Annotated in this window: 11 protein-coding genes; all 11 read left to right on the top strand. The window is 34.7% G+C overall.

Annotated elements, in window-relative coordinates; translation table 11 throughout:
- Window positions 1-24 precede the first annotated feature (24 nt).
- The 11 genes from L3049_RS02870 (at window position 25) to L3049_RS02820 (ending at window position 18947) form a co-directional block, all read left to right on the top strand.
- Complete coding sequence (locus tag L3049_RS02870; protein WP_275108275.1) at window positions 25-1458, top strand: RagB/SusD family nutrient uptake outer membrane protein; 1434 nt, start codon at window positions 25-27, stop codon at window positions 1456-1458.
- 51 nt (window positions 1459-1509) lie between these two features.
- Complete coding sequence (locus L3049_RS02865) at window positions 1510-3042, top strand: hypothetical protein (protein ID WP_275108274.1); 1533 nt, start codon at window positions 1510-1512, stop codon at window positions 3040-3042.
- Between the two features lie 86 nt (window positions 3043-3128).
- Window positions 3129-5486 carry a zinc-dependent metalloprotease gene (locus L3049_RS02860; protein ID WP_275108273.1) on the top strand — a complete coding sequence of 786 codons (2358 nt, stop codon included), beginning with the start codon at window positions 3129-3131 and terminating at the stop codon, window positions 5484-5486.
- A 90-nt stretch (window positions 5487-5576) separates the two neighbouring features.
- Window positions 5577-7736, top strand: a complete 2160-nt coding sequence (locus L3049_RS02855; protein WP_275108272.1) for a S46 family peptidase — start codon at window positions 5577-5579, stop codon at window positions 7734-7736.
- A gap of 359 nt (window positions 7737-8095) precedes the next feature.
- Entirely contained in the window at window positions 8096-10441 is a 2346-nt protein-coding gene (locus tag L3049_RS02850) for a TonB-dependent receptor (protein WP_275108271.1), read from the top strand.
- A gap of 113 nt (window positions 10442-10554) precedes the next feature.
- On the top strand, window positions 10555-10980 hold the full coding sequence (locus L3049_RS02845) for a BLUF domain-containing protein (RefSeq protein WP_275108270.1): 426 nt from the start codon (window positions 10555-10557) through the stop codon (window positions 10978-10980).
- Between the two features lie 66 nt (window positions 10981-11046).
- Complete coding sequence (locus L3049_RS02840) at window positions 11047-11832, top strand: SDR family NAD(P)-dependent oxidoreductase (protein ID WP_275108269.1); 786 nt, start codon at window positions 11047-11049, stop codon at window positions 11830-11832.
- 104 nt (window positions 11833-11936) lie between these two features.
- Window positions 11937-12509 carry an RNA polymerase sigma-70 factor gene (locus tag L3049_RS02835; RefSeq protein WP_275108268.1) on the top strand — a complete coding sequence of 191 codons (573 nt, stop codon included), beginning with the start codon at window positions 11937-11939 and terminating at the stop codon, window positions 12507-12509.
- Window positions 12510-12586: 77 nt separating this feature from the next.
- Entirely contained in the window at window positions 12587-13609 is a 1023-nt protein-coding gene (locus tag L3049_RS02830; RefSeq protein ID WP_275108267.1) for a FecR family protein, read from the top strand.
- Window positions 13610-13845: 236 nt separating this feature from the next.
- Window positions 13846-17181, top strand: coding sequence for a SusC/RagA family TonB-linked outer membrane protein (locus L3049_RS02825; protein ID WP_275108266.1), 3336 nt, complete (start codon window positions 13846-13848; stop codon window positions 17179-17181).
- A gap of 332 nt (window positions 17182-17513) precedes the next feature.
- Window positions 17514-18947, top strand: a complete 1434-nt coding sequence (locus tag L3049_RS02820; RefSeq protein WP_275108265.1) for a DUF6242 domain-containing protein — start codon at window positions 17514-17516, stop codon at window positions 18945-18947.
- The last annotated feature ends 28 nt before the right edge of the window (window positions 18948-18975 follow it).

The following is an 18975-nucleotide window of genomic DNA, read 5'->3' as shown; positions in this document are numbered from 1 at the left end:
AATAAGAGATTAATGATAACAGATATGAAAAATATACTTTACATAGGATTATTAGCATTTGGAATGATGTCTTGCTCCGATTTTTTGGATGTTGATGATAAAACTAAAATTTCCAACGATAAAATATTCTCTAACCTAAGTGGTGTTGAAGAGGCTTTAAATGGAGTTTACTACGAAATGGGAGATTACTCCTATTACGGTTGTAATATGATTATGGCAGCAGAGGTAAAAGGTGGAAATTTAAAATTTGACGACTTAACTCAAGGATCTCCTTTTGCTTCAAATTATCTTCCTGCTTTTCAGTTTACGCATACATGGGAAGGGGATGATGATTATTTTGAAAACTTTTACGGTGATATCTATAAAGTTATAAGCGCAGCAAATAGTGTAGTTGAGAATATTGAATATGCTCTAGATGCAAGTGAAACTGAAAAACTACAAGCGGTAGCAGAGGCAAAAGCAATTCGTGCATTGGCCCATTTCGATTTAACACGTTTATATTCTCAACCATATTCGTACACTGCAAATGCACAACATTTAGGTGTTCCTTATATGCTAAAGAATATTGCTTACGATGAATACACAAGACGAGATCTTCTTTTTAACAACTATGAAAATATCATTGTAGACTTGTTAGAGGCTGAAAGTAATTTAGGAACGGCAGTTGGTATTGAGGATGCAAACTACGCGAAGGCTTATATGTCAAAACTAGCAGCACAGGCTTTATTAGCTCGGGTTTATTTGTATAAAAACGATTGGGATAAGGCGAAAGAATATGCTACTAAAGTAATTGAAGATGGTAGCGTCTCTTTAATTGATAATTCTGAAGTGCTTTCATATTATTCAAACTCAACTCCTACGAAAGAGGATATTTTTGTTTTAGACAATTCAGGTAGGAGTATTGCTGCTCCTCTATCAGCTCGAATTGGAATTAAGGAAGACAGAACTACTCTTTACTTATTACCAAGTAACGATATTATTGATTTGTATGAAAATGGAGATATAAGAAAAAACTTATTTGCCATCCAGATGGAAAAGACATTAACAACCAAGTGGACTGAATTTTCTGGAACTAAAGATCATTTTACACCAGTGCTTCGCTTGGCTGAAATGTATCTAATTCGTGCAGAAGCTTCCTTAAATCTACCTGTAAGTAATGAAGTTCAAGCTCGTGCCGATTTAGATTTAATTCGTAAACGTGCCAATCCTGCTGTAGCCAACTTGCAATTATCGGGTGCTGCTCTTAAGGAAGAGTTATTCCAAGAGCGCAGAAGAGAACTAGCCTTCGAAGGTCATTTGTTCTTCGATATTGTAAGAATGGGAAGAGATTTACGAAGAGTTGATTGTAATGCACTGTACAATGTAAATGTTGATTATCCGAGTAATTTATTTGTATTGCCAATTCCTGAGGATGCTATAAAAAGCAATAGTCAGATGGTTCAAAACCCAGGATACTAAAAGAAAAAATCAAAAATATATTTATTAACCATAACTAAAATCTAATACCAGATGAAAAAAAACTATTTAAACCTTATGTGGCTTGCTGTAGCAGCAATCTTTTTTGTGAGCTGTAGTGATGATAACGATCCTGTAATTCCTAAATTATCGATTACTGCGGATGTTGTTGAAATTTCAGAAACCGCAACTTCTGCATTAGTTGTAAAGGTAAATGCAGATGCTACTGTAGAAACTGCTTACAATGTTGGTATCAGCTTATCAGGAACGGCATTAGAAGGTGTAAACTTTCAAGACATTTCTAAAACAATTACAATTCCTGCAGATGCATCTTCTGCAAACATTTTTGTAACCCCTATTAATGTTTCGGCTATTGAGGATAGTAAAACTGTTACTATTGAATTGAAGGCTGGTACAGCTTATGAATTAACAGCTTCTACAAATGTGGCCATCACAATTGTTGATAATGCAAATCCTCCATCGGATGCTCCAGAAGTTTCTTTTGCGACTTCGAATATTGTAACCAATCCATATTTAGAAGAAGTGAAGACGATTACTGTTGGTTTAAGCAAAACATTTGCTTCTGATTTAACAATTCCTTTAACAATTACTGGAGATTTAGTTGCAGATACAGATTATGAAATTGCTGGTTTAACGAACGATGCAATAACTATTCCTGCTGGAGCTGTTTCTGCTGACTTTACGGTTACACTAATGAACACAGCAGTTGTTGATATGGACAAGACTCTAGAATTTGCATTTGCGACTCCTAGTGTTACTGATTATGCTGTGAAAGCAACTGAAAACACTGTTGCAGTAAATGCTGTTGACCCTCAGGTTGATTTCTCTTCTTGGTTTAATGAAGAAAATGAATACAACTATTTCTTTGACAAATGGGATGCAGATGGTAGAACTTACCGTACAGATTTACCTGCGTATAATCCTAAGCGTTACTACTGGGATGTTGCGGAAGTAGAATGGAAAATATTCTCTGGAGATCATTATTTTGATGTTAATGTTGATGATAATAACCAATGGAAAGAAGTAACTAATATATGGCATAAAGATCTTGGTGGTACAGGTATTGATATTGTTGAGCAAGAGAGATATGAAATGCATGGTGGAGATTTCTTTGGCTTAACCAAATTTTTCGATAATGAAGCAACTTATGCAAAAACTATGATCGCTTCAGAGAATGGATGGTTTCGTTTTGTAACGACTGACGGTACTGCGACTGAAGGTACTGTTGTAATTCCTGCTCAAACCATTACTCTTTATAAAATTAAAGAAGGTTATGACTGGAAAGAAAAAACAACTGTTGATGTAGAAGGTGGCACAGAATCTTACTATGCTTGGTATGCTGATTCTGAAACTACTCAAGGAGATTTGTCTCAATCAACTAATGTTACACCTGTTTCTATTGACGTTGCAAAATCTCTTGGAACATATAATAGTTCTACAAAAGAAATTATTTTTGAAGTTACTTTTACATGTGATGATGCAGATTTTAGTATTGATCCTAAATACTATATTGCTAATGATGGTAATTCTTATACTTTGAAAATTAAGTACATTCCAACAAAATAAAAAATAGATAAAAGAGTGATTGGGCATCGTCCCGATCATTCTTTTTTATAACAATTCAACTAATCAGATTAATTTAATCCTACCCAATGTTACGATTCAAATTATCCTTCCTCTTTCTTATTGGCTTTTTAGCCATTAGTTTCTCATCTCAGGGACAAGCAAATGTTTCTGCTGATGCAAAAAAGTATCAGAGCCTAGTGAAAAAGGCAGATATCCATGAAAATGGATTTATAACCGTTCACAAAAGTGATACGAAGCTTTGGTTAGAGATTCCTGATAGCATAATGGGAAGAGATTTGTTAATCGGTAGTAGGGTAGAAGAAATTAGCTCAACTAGAAATGCTGTAGCAGGGCAAATGATGCACAATCCAATAATGGTAAGGTTTAGCCAGGATGATAAGGCAGTTTACCTTCACTTAATGGATACTGAAAATCAGATGGATGATAATGATCCAATTGGTATTTCTTTTGATCGAAACAACATGCAAACAGTAATGCATGCATTTAAAATTGAAGCAAGAAATATAAAAAATAAGGCATCGGTAATCGATGTGACCAAACTCTTTAATTCTCAAATCCCAAAAATCTCTCCCTTTGGAGGCGCTAGCCTCGGAAAATCAATTTCTGAAGTAACCAAAACAATTAGTGCAAGAGCCTACCCTGAGAATGTAGAAATTGTAACGCAAATGGGATTTGCTGGAAAACGCAAGTCATTTATGTGTTCTATGCAACGCTCAATTGTTTTGCTACCTAAAGAACCTATGCAAGCTCGTTTGTCTAGTCCGTTAATTGGCTATTACGATGAGCCTAAAAAAGAATTATCTTCAAATTTTATGGATGCAAAATCCTATGCATTCATTAAACGATGGAGAATAGAAGCTAAAAACGAAGATATAGAAGGTCATAAAAATGGGGAATTGGTTGAACCTAAAAAGCCGATTGTTTTTTATGTAGACAATTCTATTCCTGAAAAATGGAAAGGATATATTAAAGCTGGTATAGAAGACTGGCAAAATGCTTTTGAAGCCATTGGCTTTAAAAATGCAATCATCGCAAAAGATTATCCTGTAAACGACAGTCTTTTTTATGCGAACGATTTTACAAATTCGTGTTTCAGATATGTTACAACAGAGAAAGCAAATGCAATGGGACTGCATTGGATTGATCCTCGTTCTGGTGAAATACTTCAAGGTGACGTATTGTTTTACCACAATGTGATTAGCAAATTGTACCAGTGGCGATTTGCTCAAACAGCTGCTGTTGATCCTGCCATTCGTGGTGATAAAAACGAAGTAGAAGAAAAAGTTATTGGTGATTTGATCCGTTATGCAGCAGCACATGAAATTGGGCATACTTTAGGTTTGAAACACAACTACAGAGCATCCTATGCTTATCCAGTAGATTCTTTGCGTTCTGCAACTTTCACGAAAAAGTACGGAACAGCTGCATCCATAATGGATTACGCTCGAAACAATTATATCGCTCAGCCAAAAGATAAGGGTGTGAGTCTAACACCTCCAATTTTGGGAATTTACGATTACTTCTCAATTAAATGGGCATACGAGCCTATATATTCGGCAAGCTGTCCACAGGAAGAAGAAACTGTATTGAACCAATGGATTGCTGACCTTAGTAAGGATGACATGTATTTGTTCGGAACAAAAAATGGAATGGGCGATGGTACTTTAGATCCTTCCGTTTTAACGGAATCTTTAGGTGATGATGTTGTTAAAGCAGGAAAATACGGTGTTGCAAACATCAAAGTAATCATGGAAAATTTAATCGCTTGGACTGCAACTGAAAAAGATTCTGAACGAGATTTAGATACCATGTATGCTGCTGTAGTTAAGCAATACAATCGTTATTTAAAACATGCCGAAGCTCGCTTGGGCGGCATGTTTGAGTTTGATATTACAAACGAAACCCATCCAGATGAATTTGTAGCAGTTAGCCGAGACAAACAGAAAGAAGCGCTTGATTTTATAATGAATGAATTGCTAACACAGTACGATTGGATGAATACTTCTGATTTTTCTGCGAGAATGGGATCCTTAGATCAAGATATCATGATATCACAAGGGAAAACCATAAAAGGTTTGATTGATAGAGCTGTATTGGTTAGGATGTTTACCTGTTCTAATCGATCTTCAGATCCATATTACGTAAGTGAGTATTTAGGAGATCTTACAGAGAAGCTTTTCGAAGTATCCAAAAAGAAACAAAGTACAAACTGGTTGAGAAATATGCAGGCGGAGTATGTAAAAGCTTTGCAAAAAATGCTCGATGAGAAAAGTACTGATGGCGGTCATCCTTTTAATAATGTTGTGATGGCGGATATTCAAGCTGAGTTGTTGGCAATTAAAACGCTTGCAAACAAGAATACTGAAAAAGGAAATGAATCCGTAAGGAAACACTTTTCGTACTTGAATTTCATTTTGAAATAGGATACTTATTTCTTAGTTAAATAACAAATAAATTAATAATTGGCGAACTACTCGTTTGTCAAAACGGGAAACCTACAACAAAATATAAAAATGCTTAGACTAAAATTATTGTTTATTTGCTTAGCTTTATTTATGGCATCGGCAAAGGCTGACGAAGGAATGTGGATTCCTGCTTTATTAAAAAAATACAATATCAAAGACATGAAAAAGGCAGGTTTTAAACTTTCTGCCGAGGATGTTTATGATATCAATAAGATATGTTTGAAAGATGCAATTGTAGGCTTGGGAAAAGGTTCTCGCCCAACAACTTTCAGTGGAAGTGGATCTTTTATTTCGTCAACAGGATTGGTTTTAACCAATCATCATACCGTTGTTTCATATTTACATAAGCACAGCTCTGATGAGCACAATTACCTGCGTGATGGTTTTTATGCCTCGACGAAAGAAGAGGAATTACCGGCAAAAGGATTAACGCTTTCGCGCTTAATACGAATGGAAGATGTTACTGCTCACTTGAAAGAAGGTACAGATACATTGAGCGCACAAGAAGCAAGCAGATTAATGAATGCTCGTGGAAAAAAGTTGGTAGAGGCCGTGAATACAAATGCAACAATAACCGCTGACATTAAAGCATATTTTGGAGGCACTCAATTGTTTCTTCAGGTGTATGAAGTGTATCGTGATGTTCGTATTGTTGCGATGCCTCCTTTATCATTGGGTAAGTTTGGTGGAGAGAATGACAATTGGAAATGGCCACGTCAATCTGCTGATTTTGGAATTTTAAGAGTATATGGAAACTCAAATAATGAATCGTTAAAATATTCAATTACTAATCAACCGATTACTCCTGTTAATCATTTGGAACTATCGTTAAAAGGATACGAAGAAGATGATTTTGCAATGGTTTATGGATTTCCCGGAGGAACAAAGCAATATCTCACAGCAAGAGCCATTCAGCAAGTGGCAGAGGTGAAGAATTACCACGGAATTAAAATTCGAGATGCAAAAATGGCGATTATTACTGATGCGATGAATTCGAGTGAAGAATTATGGTTGAAGTATTCTGATTATATGGCAAAAACCTCGAACAGTTTGTTGCGATGGAAAGCTGAGTCGAGAGGAATTGAGAAGCTTGATTTAGTGAATCTGAAAAAAGAGGAAGAAAAGAAATTTATTGCTTGGGTAAATTCATCAGCAGAATTGAAGGCAAAATATGGCGATGTTATAATAGGAATAGAGTCATGTGTGGCTCGATTAGATACGCTCGAGAAGTTGAATTTGTACGTTTTCGAAGCAGGAATTAATGGAGGAAACTTTGTTTCTTTTGCTGGCAAATTCGACATGCTTAATGCAATTTGTTCGCGAAAAAATGTAAATGAGAAAAGGTTGAACAAAGAGTTGAGAAACTTACGAGTTGGTGTGTCAAATTTCTTTAATGATTATGATTTAGAGACGGAAAAGAAGTTTTTAAAAGTTATGGTGAAGCTTTACGATGAAAATGTTGGAGACTCTTTAAAACCATCACAAATTGTTGAGGCACGCAAAAAATACAATGGTAATTTCGATCAGTATATTGATGAAGCTTTTGAACAATCCATATTTTCTTCGAAAGATAAAGTGAACAAATTTTTAAAGTATTTCACAAAGGAAGATGCGGAAAAGATCGATAATGATCCTGTTTTTCAATTGTGTTTGAGCTACTTTTTGATCAACAAAGATCATGTAATGAGACAGCGTGGTAAAGTCCGTAAAGAGTATGGGAAATATCATACATTGTATTTAGGTGGAATAAGGGAAATGAAAGAGGGTGAAAAATTGGTTCCAGATGCGAACAGAAGTTTGCGTGTTTCTTTCGGTCAGATAAAAGGGATCAATGATGAAGGAGTAGAATACACATATGTGTCAAGTTTAAATGACTTGGTGGAAAAAAATCAGGAGAATTCTAAAATTTACCCTGTTCCAGAAGCTTATGCACAATCTTGTAAAGAGGCTATAGAGTCGACTAAGAAAACAATACCTACTTGTTTTATCAGTAATTGTCATACAACTGGAGGAAATTCAGGAAGTGCTGTATTAAATGCAAAAGGAAAACTAATTGGTTTGAATTTCGATAGCGCAGGAAATGGTTTGGTTGGCGATTATAAATTTATGCCAGAGCTAACCCGTCAAATTTCAGTTGATATTCGCTATGTGCGATTTGTTTTGGAAAATCAGCTTAAAGCGAAAGCATTATTAGAAGAGTGGAAGTAAAAAAAAGTTCCAAGGAACAAGTAAAAAGGAATAAAGTATAAAACGCTTTAGTTAGTGGTTGTGATGCAGAGAAACAAAAAATGGTTATCGTCAGTAGTGCGGCTGATAATCAAAGTTTCTCTGCATTTTGTTGTAAAATGAAAAAGGGACCTTGCACGCAAGAGTCCCTTTTTCTTTGTCCGTATTTAAAGTAGATTGAATATTATTGTTCATCTTGATGTTATTAGTGTTATTTTTAATAATACAATTGGAAGAGATTTGAGTTTTATGCTGATGAATTACAACTTATTGTGAACAAAACATAGGCATGATTTGTTTCTTCTAAATAACAAATACTAATAATATAGCCCTTGCATAAAATGAATAAATACCTGCTTCTTTTTCTTCTTTTATTGCCCATCACTTGTTTTGGACAAGTAACAACGGAAATCACAGGATACGTAACTGATAAAACAGAATTTCCTTTGATTGGAGCTTCTGTTTACCTCGAAAATACAACTGATGGTAGCATTTCTGATGAAAATGGCTATTATCGAATAACAGGTGTAAAGCCTGGCAATTACAATTTAATTGTTCGGTATTTGGGGTACGATGGACAAACTCGTTACAATATTGAAGTTAAATCGGTAGGAAATCCATTATACAATTTCACCTTGCTTGAACAGACGCAGAACTTAACAGAAGTTATTGTGTCTAATAAAAATAAAGTCACTAGACCTAGAGAAACACCACTTTCTACTCAAAGTTTAAGTGCCGTAGAAATTGCGACTTATCCAGGTGGTAATAATGATGTGGTTCGTGTTGCTCAGTCCTTGCCTGGCATATCTCCATCTCCTGGAGGCTTTCGTAACGATTTGATTATACGAGGCGGCGCACCTAACGAATCTGTCTATTATCTAGATGGAGTAGAGATTCCGAATATCAATCATTTTAGCACGCAAGGTAGTTCGGGTGGACCAGTGGGAATCTTGAATGTATCTTTTATTGATGATGTAAGTTTAGCAAGTTCTGCTTTTGGAAGTCAATATGATAATCCTCTTTCCGGGGTATTACAGTTTTCGCAAAGGGAAGGAAACAATAGAAAACACAATACGAACTTTCGTTTGAGTGCCAGCGAGGCAGCACTTACACATGAAGGACCATTGTTTAAGGGGAAAAATAAGGAAAGTAAGACAAGCTACATTATTTCTGCTCGTCGTTCTTATTTGCAGTTTTTATTCAAGCTAATAGGCTTACCTATCCGTCCAGATTATTGGGATTATCAGTATAAAATTACGCACAAAATAAACAAGTACAATACCTTAAACCTTATTGGTCTTGGCTCTATTGACGAATTTGCCATTGAAGCTTCAGATGATATTGACGAAAATGAACAGTCTACGCTCGATCAAGCTCCTTTTATCGAACAACGAACAAATACGATGGGTTTAAGCTGGAAGAATCGTTTCAAAAATGGGAAGGGATTCATGCAAACTACCATAAGTAATAATTTGTTGGTAAATGATTTTTCCAGATACGAAGATAATGAAGAACAATCGGGTTTGTATTTTAAGAATGATTCGCGTGAGATGGAGACTAAATTGCGTTACAGCCTTACCTATTATACCAACGATTGGAAGCTAATGGGCGGATTTAATGTACAGAGAAGCGATTACAAAAATGAAACCTTAGATCTAAATGAAGGTTTTCAATACAAAACAGAAATAGATTTTCTTAAATATGGTCTTTTCACTAACCTAACCAAATCATTTTTCGATCAAAAATTAGATTTTTCATTTGGCTTTAGAGTAGATGGGGACAGTTTTACACAAGGGAATGATTTTCTTTCGACCTTTTCGCCTCGTCTGGCCATAGCTTATGAATTTGCAAATGATTGGAAAGTAAAGACGAGTGTAGGAAGATATTACAAGTTGCCGCCCTATACGATATTGGGCTATAAGGCAAATAATGCATTTTCAAATAAGAAGATCAAGTATACAAGGAGTGATCACTATGTGTTAGGAATTGAGCGAATACTCGGGCCAGCTTCTAATCTTAGTGTAGAAGGATTTTACAAACGATACGAGGATTATCCAGTATCGGTAAAAGATGGAGTTTCTTTAGCCAATAAGGGAGCTGATTTTAATGTGCTGGGAAACGAAGAAGTGAAATCAGTAGGAAATGGACGTTCGTATGGTTTGGAATTTCTTTTTCAACAAAAATTAAGTCATCGATTTTATGGGATCTTTGCCTATACCTTTTTCTACAGCGAGTTCACAGGTTTCAATAAAAACAACTATTTGCCATCAGTATGGGACAGTAGACACTTGGTATCTTTTACCGGAGGATACAAATTGAAACGAAACTGGGAGTTAAGTGCACGTTATCGATTTGCGGGAGAAACACCAATTGTTCCAACAAATATTGAGGAAACAACCGTTCGCTATCCAGATGTTGTATTGGATTATAATCGCTTAGGAGAAGAGAAACTAGGCGTTTTTAGTCAACTAGATGTTCGTATTGATAAAAAATGGAATTTTAAAAAGTTGTCACTTGATTTGTTTCTTGAGATTCAAAATATCCTTATGCGAAATACTCCAGAGGCACCAGAATATGTTTTACAGAGAGATAATATGGGGAATATTCAAAATCCTCGTAATTTAATTCAAATTGCAGAAGATGATGGTAAACCGATTCCTACCATCGGTTTTGTTCTTGATTTTTAGCAGAATTTACATCAAATGATCTTATACTTTGATTGAAGGTTTGATCAAACTTAAATAGTATGCGTAACTTATATAATCGCTAAATCACATTCCTTAACGGTAAATTTTGCAAAATGTCCAAATTAATTCATATCGTATATTTAAGTGTTTCGAAGCAGGAATTATCTGAGAAGGAACTAGCTGATTTTTTATCGGTAATTCGAGCTAAAAACAAGAAATTACAAGTCAGTGGTTTGTTGTTGTACAATGAGGGGATGTTTATTCAAGTTGTAGAAGGAGAGAAGAAAACGGTCCAAAATCTTTTTCAAAATGTGAAAAATGATAGTCGTCACTCCAATATCGTAAAATTGCTTGAAGAAGATATTGCCAAGAGATCTTTTCCTGACTGGTCAATGGGATTTAAAATAATTAGCAATAAGGAAACTGAAAATATTCCTGGTTTTTCAGATTTATTGAAAGAGGAGATTTCCTCTGAACCTATGCCGGGAATTGCGGAACAGGTTGTAATCCTTTTGAATAGTTTTAGAAGATATATTTGACTTAGGATTTTTGTAAGATCTATTAATCTAAAATCCGACCTGCTTAATATAGTTACATCATTATTCATGGCTAAACTTGGCATGATAACTGGAGCTGCAAATGGTATTGGCTACGAAATTTCGAAGCTTTTGCTATTGGATTCTTATCAATTGATCCTAGTTGATAAGGATCCTGAAAAATTGCAGGAAGTGAAGACCGAATTTTCAAAACTTTCAGAATTTGAAAATAGAATCTTAGTTAAGGATTTAAATTTACCTAATGCAGCTCATGAGATTTTTCAAGAATTATCTGATTTAGATCTTTCTTTAGATGTGTTGGTTAATAATGCAGGATTTGGAGTATTTGGGACCTTCTCCAATACAAATTGGAAGGATGAACGTGATATGATCCATTTACATGTACTATCTGCAACACATTTATGCAAACTGTTTCTTCCACAAATGATAAAATGCGGGAAAGGAAAAATTCTGAATGTCGCTTCAATTGCTGCTTTTCAACCTGGTCCATTAATGTCGGTCTACTATGCCACAAAAGCTTACTTAGTTTCTTTTAGTATCGCACTCGCAAATGAGTTAAAAGGGACAGGTGTTAGTGTTACTGTTCTGTGTCCCGGCATTACGAAAACTAAGTTTCAACAAACCAATTGCAAGATTGGAACAAGAAGGAATTGGAACATCACCTCTTCAAGTAGTGTTGCCAAATATGCAATAAAGGCAATGAATAAAAATAAAGTGCTTGCCATTCCTGGATTGATAAATCGTTTTCTTGCGAATTTCCACAGATTTATTCCAGTGCGTACAGCTGCTTCTATTGTTCGTAAACTTCAGGAGAGAAATAGAAAAATTGATTAAAATATCCACTTTGTGTTTGTCAATATTTTAGATCAAATTTTCAATTTCTAAGTTTTTTTGCATCTTTGAATGACTTAATCTAACTACCTAAGAAACCCAAACCTTTGAAAACTCATACTGAAAATATCAAACTACTGATCAAAAGATTATCTGAAAAATCTGATGAACGGGCTCTAGATGAATTATTTAATATTTACTACGATAAGTTATTGTCGTCGGCATTTTTTGTCGTGAAAAGTAAAGATTTGGCTGAGGAAGTTGTCTCCGATGTGTTTTATCGACTATGGCAAAATCGAGAAAAATTGTCGGAAGTTAAAAATTTGGATAATTATCTTTTTGTGAGTGTTAGAAACCAATCTCTAAATTATATCAATAAGGAAAAAAGAATACCAAAAGATTCTATTGATGAGGTTATTTCTAATAAGTTGACAGAAGGAAATACAGCTGAAGATTTCCTTGTCGCAAATGAGTTACAGAATAAAATCAACATCAGTATAGACAAATTACCTCCAAAATGCAAAGAAGTATTTTTAATGATTCGTTTTGAAGGCATGAAATACAAAGAGGTGGCCGATAGACTTAAAGTCTCAGTAAATACTGTTGATACGCAGATGGGAATCGCCATTAAAAAACTTACTGAAATGTTAGGTTATAAAGGGAAAACGAAAAAAAAATAATTTTTTTTCATTTTCTTTTAGTGGAACTCTCAAAAAATATGGTCTTACAATTGAACACCTAGAATACAATGATAGAAATGGATAAAATACATCAATTAATAGCAAAGCATTTTGCTGAAGATATCTCTTCTGAAGAGATGAGCCAATTAAGGGGATGGCTTGATGCTTCTGCAGAAAATAAAATGCTATTTGATGATTTAAAACAAAAGTGGGATGCGCTAGAATTATCTAGTTCTTCGAATGATAAAACACGTGTTTTAAATAATGTGAAGGAAAGAATAAGAGCTGAAAAGAAGAAGAGTGAGAAATCTGTACGAAATTTGTTTTATGGCAATTGGTATAGACTTGCTGCTTCTGTAGCATTAACCATTTCGCTTGGATCTCTTGCTTATTATCAGTTAAGCGAGCCTTTTTCAATTTTGAATACGATTGGTTATGAGGTTAAAGAATGTGAGGCAGGAGAGAATAGTGTTTTTCTACTTGCTGATGGTAGCCAAATTGTAATGAATGGTGATAGTCGTGTGAAGTATAAAGAGAATCTACCGGGAATTGAAAGAAATATTTATTTAGAGGGAGAAGCATTTTTTGATGTTGCAAGAAATGAACAAAAACCATTTGTAATTAATATGGATGGTGCTAATGTAAAAGTTTTGGGAACATCGTTTAATGTGAAGGCATATCCTGATGATGAAACGATGGAAACTTCGGTTTTAACTGGTAAAGTCGCATTTACCCCGACTAAAGGTATTTTGAATAAAGAAAAAGAATCTATTTTTTTAATTCCGGGAGACAAGGGATTCATCAATGAAAAGAGAAATCAAGTTGACAAGCTTAATGTTGATAATCAGCTGGATATTGCATGGATGAAGAAGAACTTGAATTTCTCCAATACAGCATTAGCCGACTTGACTAAATCCTTATATAGAATGTATGGGGTGAAGTTTAAATTCACAGATAATGATCTGAAGGATTTGAAAATTACCGCAAGTTTTGAGAATGAGAAATTAGAAGAAGTGATGAAAATTCTTGAAATGACAAGTGAATTTTCTTATCAGATTAAGAATGATTTGATTGTAATTGGAGGAGAAAATGAATTTTAAATATTAGAAGAAGCTTAAGATATTCTACAAAAAAAAATACCAAAGAATGGCAGTTCTTCGGTATTTTAAGTGACATGTAGTAAATTTACCGTCAAGTAAACACATGTAATTGAAATAAGATTCTTAGTTCAACTAGCATTATGTACGACAAAATTAGGAAAAAATATCCATTCGCGGCAAACAATATCATTTTAGTTTGCAAATCAATTGCGCCCTCATGCAGTTGTAAAAAGCTTATGTTGATCTTTTTTACCTTTTTATCGCTTACATCCTACGCTCAAGATAACTTAATATCTCTTGAGAATATGGATAGAAGCATGGGCTTAGAATCTTTTATTCAAGAGGTTGAGTTACAATCAAATTTTTCATTCGTATATAATCCCGATAAATTAAAGGGAATTCAAATAAAAGCACCTGGTGGCGAAGATATTCAGCTGGAGGTGCTATTGGGTATTGTACTAAGTCCGCTTGGTTTTAGTTTTGTAGTATATCGTGATAAAATCATTATCAAAAACATCGAGAATGTTGTGCCAATGCACAAACTTCAATCTTCAAGTCAGATATCCGCCATTCAAATAAATCGAATGGAGAAAATACTCATTGGTCGGGTTTTATGTAATGATGATAATCAACCCATTATTGGAGCATCTGTTCGAATTAAAAAACAATTTAGGGGTACGGCAAGTGATCATGATGGCTTTTATGATTTGAAGTGTTTTATTGGAGATACATTGGTTGTAAGTGCTATTGGTTTTCTAAAATATGAAGCAATTGTAGGTTTAAAGTTAATTGAAGATATTCGATTGAAAACTGATGTAGTAAATCTGCAAGAGGTGAATGTGATTGGATATGGTGAAGAAGCTAAAGAAGAGAAAATTGGTGCAATGAGCACCATTACAACTGCAATGAGTGGAGAGATCCCTAATGACTTTGATGAAACATTAGGAGGTACAGCAAGTGGTTTATGGTTTCAAAAGAACTCTGGTGTTCCGGGGAGTGCGTCTACAATTTCTATCCGTGGGGTAACTTCGCTTCAGCCAGATGCCAATAGTCCATTAATAGTTGTTGATGGAGTTCCATTGTTTAGTGGAGATGAGAATCTAAATACGATAAGAACTAGTTCTTTTTCAGGTGCCGGTTTTAGCTTTTTTGATAATTTCGTATTTAATGATATTCGAGAATCTGATGAATTTCAAAAGAATGGTTTAAATATGCTTAATACGGATGATATTGAATCTATATCTGTATTAAGAGACGCATATTCAACTTCTATTTATGGTTCGAGAGGAGCTGCAGGTGTTATTTTAATAACAACCAAGAAGCCAAAAAAGAGAGGTCTTGAGGTGAACTTATTAATGGAAGCAGGAGTTTCCAAACCAATTGGTAAACCTGATTTAATGAATGGAGAAGAATACGCCGGTTTTTATAGTAGTTATTATACTCAGTTAAAGAATGAAGAAGTTATTTTTCCTTCAAATTATAATACTGACTGGTATGATCTAGTTATTCGAAATGCCAAAGGCAACAAATTAACATTCTCTCTTCAAAATAAGAAACACAATGGTCATATCTATTTAAGTCTTTCCCAACTAGATCAGGAGGCATATATTATTGGATCTGATTTTAAAAGGTATACCGGTCGTTTAAATTTCCAACAAAAATTAAATCAACAGTTAGTATTAGGTGCAAACTTGTCAATGAGTTCAGAAAGGAATAATTCACTTTTAGCCCCAAAAATATATCGTGATGCTATTTTAAAAGCACCTAATGTTCCTGTATATGATGAGGCAGGAAATTTCATTTTTAGCAATTTTGGTAATCCATATGGGAGATATACTGAGAACCCATTAGCTATGGCTTTAAATGATAAAGGAGAAATTTCTGATAATTACATGATTGCGAATGTATTTGCAGATTTTGATTTAACGAACTGGCTGACATACCGATTAGATTTTGGCATTAATTTTATTGATACAGATGCCACTTCTAGTTATAGAAATTCATCATATCCTGATAAAAAAATCACGATAGATAGCGATGGATATTCACGAAAATGGGTGGTAACAAATACGTTAAGCGGGAGAAAGACATTTCGTGATCATCGATTTAAATTTGTTCTTGGTCAGAGTTTTGAACAGTCAAGACAAAAAGAAGAAGAATTGTTATATGAAAGTTCATACGCTGTAACAAATAGGAATAGTTACGATTTACTCGATTTTGAAACCATTCGAAGAAAATATGCCCTAGCGTCGTGGTTTGGACGATTGAATTACAATTACAAACAAAAATTCTTTGGGGGGATCAGTTACAGACTTGATGGTTCTTCACGATTTAGTAATGCCAATAGGTATCAAATATTTCCAGCTTTTTCTGCAGGGTGGATTATAGAATCAAATGATGATAATAGATTCTTGAATTTAGTAAAATTAAGAGCGAGTTTCGGATATTCAGGTGTGGAACAATCGACATATACATATGGTGCCTTGAGAACTTATGAAACTCAGCAATATGATTTGACTTATGGAGGCAAAACTATATTGGTGGAGAGTAATGGCTCAAATCTAGGACTTTCTTGGGAGAGAACTAAGAATTTTGATTTTGGCTTCGATTTTTCATTCTTAAAGAAACGATTAAGCGGATCTATTGATTATTATGCGAAAAAAGTAAACAATTTGCTTCTTTTTGCTGATGTAGCAGCAGTTTCGGGTTACACAAAGCAATGGATTAATGTTGGTGCTATGAAAAATACTGGTGTGGAGCTTACACTGGAAAGTAGAATTATAGATCGTAAGGTAAAATGGGATGTAGCTCTTACTGCCGCTTACAATAAAAATGAGGTAATTGAACTAAATTATGTGGGGAATGAAACTTGGGAACAAGATAGAGCATACAAATATTTTGAAGAAGGAAAAGAAGCTGCTCAATTTTATTTGTACGAATGGTCGGGTGTAAATTCAGCTACGGGTAATCCTGTTTGGAATGAAAATAGAATGTTGAGCGAAACTCCACCAAATGATTCTGAGAGCAGAAAAGCTTTTGGATCAGGAATGCCAAAATACAATGGAGGATTTAATAATAATTTCAAGTATAGAGGATTTGAATTAAATGCTTTTTTTGTTTTTGCGGAAGGAAAGAAATTAATGAATGGTACAGCTGCGATTTTACATACCTATACAACGACAGAAACGAATAATCTTTCTCCTGATGTTTTGAACTATTGGAAAAATCCAGGTGATATTACAAATGAACCTGCATTAAGTAATAATTCAGTAACAAGTCAATATAATTATACCACCAGTCGAACAAGTAGTCGGTTTTATGAGGATGCCTCATTTTTACGTCTTAAGAAGCTTGTGTTGGCTTATTATTTTCCAGAAAAAATAGTGAATAGCTTAAAGCTTGAAAGAATAAAACTATACGTTCAAGCAACAAATCTGTTCACACTAACAAAGTATTCAGGAGTTGATCCGGAAGTAAGTGCTTTTGGAGCTTCGTCTCTCTTATCTGGTTACGATGAGGTAACCATGCCACAAACAAAATCAGTAAGTCTTGGCTTACGAATTAGTTTGTGAAAATAAATATCGTCAAGTAATTAATGTAATAAATAAATGTAGTAAATGTATAAAGTTATGGCGTCTGGCAGGATAAAATAACCCTTTTATGAAATAACAAAACAACACATTCGAAACGTAATTTAATATTAGTCAAAAGACTGGTAAATGGTTATAAACACGCCTTTAAGTTTTCAAAGATTACGAAAGTTAAGTTAAGAAATTGTGTTGTGTTAGAATTGGAAGGACAACTCTGAAGTTGTATTTATTTCTTGTAAGTAGATGTAATATAGAGTTGTATGCATGGTATTGATTTTTAATTAACCCTTTTGATAACCAAAAATTAAAATTTTATGAAAAAGTTTTTGAATTCATTTAGATTGGCATTACCAATAGTAGCCATTTTGTTTAGTGGAGTATTTAGCTCTTGTAGTGATGATGATAAATTAAGTGATTTAACCGGATTCCTAAGTTTTGGATTCTCTGATGCAGCATTAGCTGATTATGAGTTTACAATTGGAAGTGATAATGTAATAACCAATCAGATTGGATTGCCATATGGCTTTGATGCATCTTCATTAACTCCTGTATTTACTGCTGCACCTTTAGCATCAGTTAGTATAACTGGAGTTGATCAAGTATCAGGTACAACGGCTATGGATTTTACAAATGATGTAATGTTCACTGTTGTTGCAGAAGATGGTGATAACTCTATAAATTATACCGTTCGACTAAATGTAGCAACTGATTTATCTGCATGGTCAAATTTAGCTCCTGATGCTAAGTTTCCAGACTATACTTCTCTAGTAGGATTTGCTATTGATAATAAGTATTTCGTTATGGGTGGTAAAAAAGGTGCTTCTGGTTGGGGTGGTCATACTTATGGAATTTATTCATCAACTGATGGAGTTGAATTTGCTGAAGAATCAACGACCATTTTTCAGGATTACGGATTTGCTGTAGGTAGTGCAGTGGTTAAGCATGGTGATAAGCAATTGCTTATTGGTGGTTATACACCATCTGATTATGACGATTGGAATGCAACTGGTAATGGTAAAGGAGTTAATGTGGTATGGTCATCAACTGATGGTGCAACATGGGAGCAGATTACTGAAACAGAACTTGACGTAAACGGTAATGATAGTTTAGTAAATACATATTCTATTAGAACAAATGCTGCTGTTAATATGAATGGTGATTTATATTTAGTGGGTGGTTTTTCTGTTGCTTTTGGTGCTGCACAAGGTGCAATGTCTGATGTTTGGAAATCGACTGACGGTGGTGCAAGCTGGACAAACTTAGAAGCTGATTTTGGGGCTGAATTTGTTGCCAGAGCTAAAGGACAATTGATAGCTTATAATGATGAGTTATACTTAATTGGTGGACGTACAGGATATCCTAATAAATATTTCAATGAAATTTATAAGTCAGCTGATGGTGTAAACTGGACTAAGGTTGAAGTTGCTACTCCATTTGATGCTTGTGCAGGTCATATCTGTTATATATATAACGATAGATTTTACTTAGTAGGTGGTGAAGTTGCTAATGGTGAGTTGGATGGAACTGCTGAAGTGGCTATCCCTTCCAATGCAACCTGGGTGTCTGAAGATGCTGGTTTAAATTGGACTAAGGTAACTGAAGGTGCACTTCCGGAAGGCTTTGTCGGACGTTCAGGTCACGCTTTTGTTAAGGATGGAAATGTGGTTCATATTTTCGGAGGATTGGGAGTTGACGCTGATGGTGCAGCGAAGGTGCTTACCGATTCTTGGAAAGGAACATTAAATTAATTTGGATTCAAAAAGGGAGACTACTGGC

Origin of the sequence: Labilibaculum sp. DW002 (assembly GCF_029029525.1) — a bacterium.
GTDB classification, from domain to species: Bacteria; Bacteroidota; Bacteroidia; order Bacteroidales; family Marinifilaceae; genus Paralabilibaculum; species Paralabilibaculum antarcticum.
This window is presented reverse-complemented; position numbering and strand designations above follow the sequence as displayed.